This is a genomic window from Ramlibacter sp. (assembly GCF_013697775.1).
GTDB lineage: Bacteria > Pseudomonadota > Gammaproteobacteria > Burkholderiales > Burkholderiaceae_C > Ramlibacter.
The window spans coordinates 1-6,770 of the sequence record NZ_JACCWG010000047.1 but is presented as its reverse complement, the minus strand read 5'-3'; the positions used below and the strand labels follow the sequence as shown (position 1 = coordinate 6,770).

Annotated in this window: 7 protein-coding genes and 1 pseudogene; 6 read left to right on the top strand and 2 right to left on the bottom strand. The window is 64.8% G+C overall.

Annotated elements, in window-relative coordinates; genetic code table 11:
* Positions 1-665: tyrosine-type recombinase/integrase (locus tag H0U68_RS02965; protein ID WP_296352675.1), on the top strand; the 665-nt coding region annotated here is incomplete at its 5' end.
* A gap of 3 nt (positions 666-668) precedes the next feature.
* Here the strand turns inward: H0U68_RS02965 and H0U68_RS02960 are convergent.
* Positions 669-1,019 carry a hypothetical protein gene (locus H0U68_RS02960; RefSeq protein WP_296352674.1) on the bottom strand — a complete coding sequence of 117 codons (351 nt, stop codon included), beginning with the start codon at positions 1,017-1,019 and terminating at the stop codon, positions 669-671.
* 772 nt (positions 1,020-1,791) lie between these two features.
* Between H0U68_RS02960 and H0U68_RS02955 the strand changes: the two genes are divergently transcribed.
* The 4 genes from H0U68_RS02955 to H0U68_RS02940 all read left to right on the top strand — a co-directional run bounded on the left by H0U68_RS02955 (position 1,792) and on the right by H0U68_RS02940 (position 4,215).
* Positions 1,792-2,007 carry a hypothetical protein gene (locus tag H0U68_RS02955; protein WP_296352673.1) on the top strand — a complete coding sequence of 72 codons (216 nt, stop codon included), beginning with the start codon at positions 1,792-1,794 and terminating at the stop codon, positions 2,005-2,007.
* 226 nt (positions 2,008-2,233) lie between these two features.
* Positions 2,234-2,425 carry a hypothetical protein gene (locus H0U68_RS02950; protein ID WP_296352672.1) on the top strand — a complete coding sequence of 64 codons (192 nt, stop codon included), beginning with the start codon at positions 2,234-2,236 and terminating at the stop codon, positions 2,423-2,425.
* A gap of 260 nt (positions 2,426-2,685) precedes the next feature.
* A complete protein-coding gene (locus H0U68_RS02945) occupies positions 2,686-3,801 on the top strand; it encodes a hypothetical protein (protein WP_296352671.1) in 1,116 nt (371 codons plus the stop codon).
* Positions 3,802-3,804: 3 nt separating this feature from the next.
* Positions 3,805-4,215, top strand: coding sequence for an Imm26 family immunity protein (locus H0U68_RS02940; RefSeq protein ID WP_296352670.1), 411 nt, complete (start codon positions 3,805-3,807; stop codon positions 4,213-4,215).
* A gap of 117 nt (positions 4,216-4,332) precedes the next feature.
* Here the strand turns inward: H0U68_RS02940 and H0U68_RS02935 are convergent, their stop codons facing one another.
* Positions 4,333-4,734 carry a helix-turn-helix domain-containing protein gene (locus H0U68_RS02935; protein WP_296352669.1) on the bottom strand — a complete coding sequence of 134 codons (402 nt, stop codon included), beginning with the start codon at positions 4,732-4,734 and terminating at the stop codon, positions 4,333-4,335.
* Positions 4,735-4,875: 141 nt separating this feature from the next.
* Here H0U68_RS02935 and H0U68_RS02930 point away from each other — a divergent pair.
* Positions 4,876-5,892: pseudogene (locus tag H0U68_RS02930) on the top strand (CHC2 zinc finger domain-containing protein); the annotation flags it as partial.
* Between the last annotated feature and the right edge of the window lie 878 nt (positions 5,893-6,770).

Genomic DNA, 6,770 nt, shown 5'->3' with positions numbered 1-6,770 from the left:
CGATCGGCGAGCCCATCGGCCTGCGCGACCGGGCGATGATGGAAGTGCTGTACGCCACCGGCATCCGGCGCATGGAGATCGCCGGCCTCGAAGTGAGCGACATCGACTTCGACCGCCAGGTCGTGCTGGTGCGCCTGGGCAAGGGCCAGAAGGACCGGCTGGTGCCGCTCGGAGCACGCGCGGCGCACTGGGTGCGCCTCTACATCGATGACGCGAGGCCGCAACTGCAATGGAACCAGCAGGACGCGACCCTGTTCCTTGGCAACGAGGGCAACCCGCTGCATCCGATGTGGCTCTCGACGGTGATCCGCACCTACATGGACCGCGCCGGCGTGAAAAAGAAGGGCAGCTGCCACGTGTGGCGCCACACCATGGCCACGCTGATGCTCGAAGGCGGCGCCGACATCCGCCACATCCAGGCGATGCTCGGGCACGCGGACATCAGCTCGACGCAGATTTACGCCCAGGTGGCGATACGGCAACTGGCGCAGGTGCACGCGATGACGCACCCGGGCGTGCACCTGCGCGTGCGAGGCCCGCAACGAGCCCTGGCAGGCGCGCAATTGACGCTGGACCTGGCTGACCCCTGGACTGAGGATGAGCGCGGCGCTGAGGGCCTTCTGGAGGCTCTGGAGGTCGAGGCGCGGGAAGAGGATGAGGCGTAGCCGTCAGCTCGGTTCGTCGTCCTCGGCTTCCAGCAGCGGGCGGCCGTGCTGGATGGCGCCGAACCAGTCGAACTGGCTGATGGTCTCGCGGGCGGCTGCGAGCACGGCCTGCCTGGCCGACTCGCCAGCGCTGTCGAGCGCCGCGGAGAACGTGAAGTTGCAGCAGCTGGAGCCGGAGTCGTAGAACGCCTCGGTCACGTACATGTTGACGTTGGCCCTGCACGCCTCGCGAGCGAAGCCGATCAGCTCGATCATCTCCTGCGCGTAGGCGTGGCGCGATGTGATGCGGATGCCAAACGCGGTCATGCTGCCGGTGTCGAGCTGGCGCACCTTCTCTTCGGACCAAGGATTCATGCGAGTTCCCCTGCGTGATGTGTGCGTGAGATTACCGCAAGGACGCGCCGTTGATATGGGCCCGCTCTCGTCACGCGGCTTGCGCCTGGTGGGCGATCGAGGCGCATCAGCATGCGGGCAAGCCGCGCGCCGTCGCTACACCCGGGCGCTCGGGCGGGTTGCGCTGCGGACGCGGATCGGCGTGCCGGCGCTTGAATGCAAAGCCAGGCGCTTCGCGCAGAGTAGGGATGCAGGTTGCACCGGGCATCGAGCCCGCTGCAACCTGGCAGGCGCCGCGGGGTGAATGGCGCGAAGCGCCATTCAACATAACGTGGTATTGCACCCAGCGTGTCCAGTCGCGCGCAAGCGCGCTTGGTGGCCACGCTGGACGCAATACACGTTATGTCTTGCGCCCCGCGCCGCCTGCGCGCGCGGTCAGCACTCACGCGGTGTAGTGCTCACCGCGCGCTGAACACATAAGCAGTGCGGTAGCGGCAAGCCGCAACCGCAGGTCATTGCAGTCAGGCGCTTCGCGCAGCAACACGAGTTGACGGCCCGCCCACCCCGGGCCTGTCTGCTGTTGCCGCGCTTCAGCCCTGCGGGCTTCCCGCCGCGGCAACAGCAGCCAAGCCCTCCCCCAACAGCCGGGGACCAACAGCCGAACAGCCTGCACGGCGCTGCGCGCCGTGCTCTGTGGTGGCGGCACGAGTTCAGTGCCCACCCATCCCGGGCCGCACCAGCGGTCCTTCCTTCGCAGTTCCTCAACCACCCTCAACCCAAGGAGAGCTTTGCCATGCATGAACCCTTCCCACCTCAAGAGGCGCACATCGTCACCGTCACCCTGATCCTGCCGGCGCACCAGGCGCTGGCCCTGGCGCAGTACGTCACGCGCGCCGGCTTCGATGACTACTTGCTTCACGCGCGCGATCGGCGCGAGGCCTTGCAGATGCATGCGGCCGGCCAGACCCTGCGCGTCGAACTTGCACGCGCCGGCTACGCGCTGCGCTGATGCCGGCCCCCATCCCTCTTGATAGGCGAGGGTGCGGCGCCGTCGCCAGTCAGTCAAGGCCGCTGCGCGCCGCGCGAAGCGCGGTGGCCTTGCGGCCAGCCTTGACAGCCTGGCGCCGGCACCGCCTGTTGCGCTCATGAGGGGTGGGGTTGCTGTGCACGCGAAGAGCGCGCGCCAGTCCTCACCGATTGCTCCACACACATCCACCCACGAAAAGGAATCGATCATGCAACGCACCCCCGTCATCACCGTCATCCTGTCCACGCAAATGGCCTGGGCCTACGCGCAGTTCTTGAAGCGCGTGGGCCTGGACGACTACAAGAGCCTGGCCGTCGACGTGCAAGAGGCCTACGAGATGCGCGCGGCCGGCGAGGCGATCCGCGAGGAGCTGGCCCGCGCCGGCTACGCGCCGCGCTGACAGCCACCCTGCGCGCGCTTCGCGCGCTCGGGAAACAGCCAGCCGCTAAGAGAGGAAGCCGCAGCTTCCTTGCTTAGCGGCTTTGCCTTTGCAGATCGCAAAACCGCGTATCGGCAAAATAGAGGTTGCCCATGCACTGGACGTCCGCCCACAACCCCCTGCAAAGCCGCGCCAGGCCTTGGCGCGCGCTCGTGCGACTACGACGGTGCGTCAGGCCCAATGCATTCGGCCAGGCCCTCGGCCAAGGATTCGTCGACGCGATGAACTCGCCATCGACAACCGACGTGAGTCCTGCTGTACAGGGCGCGTATCAAGGCGCGCTGCCCAAGACAGGCCCTTACGCCGGCATGAACCTCGATCAAGCGCGCGAGTACGGTTATGTCCTCAGCGACTCTGAGCCTACGTCGAATGGACTCTCTGCGGGCGCCGGTGATGTGTTGAAACTCACGCCTACGGCGCGTGGTAATGGCGCGGCCGACGCGATCGCCAGACAACGCGCGCTTGGCGACTCGCAGGCGCGCATGGCCGAGCTGCAAAAGAACATCGATGACTTGAGCGCGCTGGGCAACCAGCCTAGCGTGAACACGGGTGGCGGCTTGCGCGTTAGCTCGCAGCTTGGCTTCCAGTTGCAGACGACTGCGCAAGGCCTGATCCCGCGCGACAACGTCATCGACAACTTTGCGCGCGGCTTCTCGAACAACAGTGACTGGAGCGTGCTTGAAGGTGAGAAACCCGTGTCGTACGCGCTGGGTGGTGCGGCGCGCACGGGCCTGGGCATGGTGTATGACGGCCTGACGGGTGCGGGTGACTTCCGCGCGGCGGGCCAGGCCTTCGATCAAGGCAGCTACGGTGCTGCGAGCATGTACGCCCTGCGAGGAGGTGCTACAGCGGCTATGACAGCAATGACGGCCGGAGACTACGCGCTTGCCAGGAGCGCGCTAGTTACGAGTGCCAGGAGCACTGGGCTATCGTTGGAGAGCGAGCGAGTCGCTCTCCCGTCCGGCGTGGGCGGGACGGGAGCTGCTTACGACAGGGTCAACGGGCAAGGGCTCTATGTTCTTCGTGATGAAGAGGGTATGGTGAGATATGTTGGGCGAGGTGATGCGCCGGCTCGCCTCGGAGTGCACGAGGACTCGATCGACAAGGGCGACCTCATCGGACGTGTGCTGTGGACGAACAATCTCAGCAAAGGGCAGGCCAAGGGATTGGAGCAAGGACTCATTGATCACTTCGGTGGCGCGCTGCGGCAGAATCCCAATTCGCAGCTGTTGAACCAATTCAGATCGTATGCACCGAACAACCCGAATGCGTCGATCTACCGGGACACTGTTACCCCTCAGCTCTGGGAATCAACTTTGAAAAAGATAGGCGGGTGAGAGTTGGAAACGCAAGAGGTCCTCTTAGGAAATATCTACGCCATTCCTGGTGGCGGGAAGTACGCGTACGGAAAGGTCATCTACCTGTCCGAGTACTTCAAAGACGTGATGTTGGTTCGCCTCTTTGCGAAGGCCTACTCGTCACCGGATGCTCCGCCTGAAGGACTCGACTCCCTGCCATCAACAACCGTGTTTGCCGGAAAAGAAGCGATAACGAAGGGGGTTTGGGTATTGGTAGGCTCTGCTTCAGTGTCGAACGCTGAACGCGCGCTTACTCGTCGAGTGGTCGGTGGTGATGTTTGGATCGAAGACAGTCACGTCGGTCCGGCATCTGACGAGGACCTGCGCGTGCTACCTCAGATGGATGTGTACGGCTACCGTTTGATAGAGAAAAAGGTAGCGCGCTTGGCGTAACGGCAAGACGGCCAATTGATAGAGAACTAGAGGCTAGAGAAAACACCCAGCCACTCCCCCTGCGGGGGAGCTGCTAAAAGGAAGAAGGGCCGCTGTGCGAAGCGGCCCTTCGTTCGTTCAGCGTGCGTGCTGTTGCAGCATTGCCTCGATCACGTCCACGACGGCGCGTTGACGCTGCTTAGGTAGCTCGCTGATGCGCTCCATGTGCCGCTGTAACGTGGGCGTGGGTCCGCGCTTGCGAGCCGTGCGCGGTGAAGGCGAGCCGATCAGCTCTTCGACGTTTACGCCGAACGTGTGCGCCAGCGTCGGCAGCATCGAAACCGGCACGCGCCGCTGACCGCTCTCGTAGGCGTTAACGGTCTGCTGCGAGACCTCCAGCGTCTCGGCGAGCTGTGCCTGCGTCATGCCCTGGCGCTTGCGCAGTTCGGCGACGCGGCCGCCCAGCTGCACAAAAAACTCTCGCTCGTCCTTGCCGATGGCCACCTGTTGGTGCTCCGCTGTGTGAATCAGATGGTCCATACCTTAAGCCCTCGGTTCGTGCAAAACGCGGTTGACAACTACATTATGTGGTAAGGTCGCGGCCAATTAAAAAAATTCGCGGCCGATCGGCTCGAATGACCCCAGAACGTGGTCGGAAAACCACTTGCAGAGGAGCTACTGATGGCGCGCATCCCCGAGGCGGAAATCGAGCGAATCAAAAGCGAAGTGAGCGTGCAGCGCCTGGTCGAGGCCGCCGACATCGAACTCAAGCGCGTGGGCCGCGACCTGGCTGCGCGCTGTCCGTTCCATGAAAACGACGACACGCCCAGCTTCAAGGTGACGCCGGCCAAGAACCTGTGGCACTGCCTGGGCTGCAACGCGGGCGGCGGGCCGATCGATTGGGTGATGAAAGCCAAGGGCCTGAGCTTCCGTCACGCCGTCGAACTGTTGAAGGCCGATCCCGCCTTGGCGGCTGGTGCGCCGCAGAAGGTCACGACCACGCGTGCGCTGGCCGCGCCCGTGAGCGTCGATGCGAACGACGAGGCCGCTCCCGTCAAGGTGATCGACTACTACTGCGGGCGGTTGAAGCAAGACGAGCCCGGCCTCGCGTACATGAAGCAGCGCGGCCTGACGCACCCGCTGCTGATCGACACCTTCAAGCTCGGCGTGGGCGACCGCACCTTGGGCCTGCGCCTGCCGCTGGGCAACCGCGCCCAGGGCGCGGCCATCCGCGCGCGCTTGCAGCGCCTGGGCATCCTGCGCGCCAGCGGCCACGAGCACTTCAATGGCTGCCTGGTGGTCCCTGTGCTGGATGAACACGGCCGCGTGGTCGAAATCTACGGCCGCCAGATCAACGAGGACAAGCGCCGTGAGCAGGCCAAGCACCTGTACTTGCCGCAGCCCGAAGACGGCCGCAGATCGCGCGGGGTGTTCAACATCGCCGGCATCATCGAGGCGGGCAAGCGACCGGCTGGCCAGCGCGAAGTGATCCAGTGCGAGGCCATCATTGATGCGCTCACCTTCTGGTGTGCCGGCTTCACCAACGTGAGCAGCAGCTACGGCACGCACGGCTTCACGCCCGAGATGCTCGCGGCCTTGAAAGCCAACAACATCGAGCGCGTGTACATCGCGTATGACCGCGACGCGGCGGGCGATGCCGGCGCCGACGAACTCGCGCCGCTCTTGATCGCCGAGGGCTTCGAGGTCCTACGCGTGCTGTTCCCCAAGGGGATGGACGCCAACGAATTCGCCTGCAAGATGAGCCCGCCCGAAAAGGCCCTGGGCCTGGTGCTGCGCCAGGCGCAGTGGATCGGCGGCGCGCGCCGGCCGCCCGATGATGAGCCCGCGCCCGTGCTGCCCGTGGACAAGCCTTCGCCCTCGGCGCCGGCCATGGCCGTTGCCACGCCGCAAGAGCAGCCGGCGACTAAGGAAGAAAACCTTTCTCTCTTAGCTGCCGATCGCGCCAGCGATGCGGCTGCGCCGGTCGAACTCACCGACGAATTGCAGCTCGAGCCCGGTGTGTGCTGCTGGCGCGTGCGTGGCTGGAAGAAGAACACGACGCCCGAGGCCATGCGCGTCAATGTGCAGATACGTTGCGAGCAAAGCGGCGGCTACTTCGTGGACACGCTGGACGTGTACGCGGCGCGCTCGCGCACGTCCTTCATCAAGCAGGCCAGCGTCGAACTCGGCGTCGGTGACGACGTGCTCAAGCGCGAGCTGGGTGCGGTGCTGATGAAGCTCGAAGGCTTGCAGGACGAATTGATGGCGCAGGCGCGCCGGCCGAGCGGTCCCGCCGTGCCCATCCTGTCGGCCGAGGAAGAGGCCGAGGCGATGCTGTTGCTGCGCACGCCCAACCTCATGCAGCGCATCGTGGGCGACTTGCACGCGCTGGGCGTGGTGGGCGAGGACATGAACCTCATGGCCGCGTATCTCGCGGCCGTCAGCCGCAAGCTAGTGTGGTGCGCGCCTCTGTTCTGTACTTATCGTGAGATCGCAGCCAATGCAGCCTTGGCTCTGGTGACCTTGGCCAGGATGTCCGAAGCACTGGCTGTCCAGATGAATGGTTTGGGGTTGTC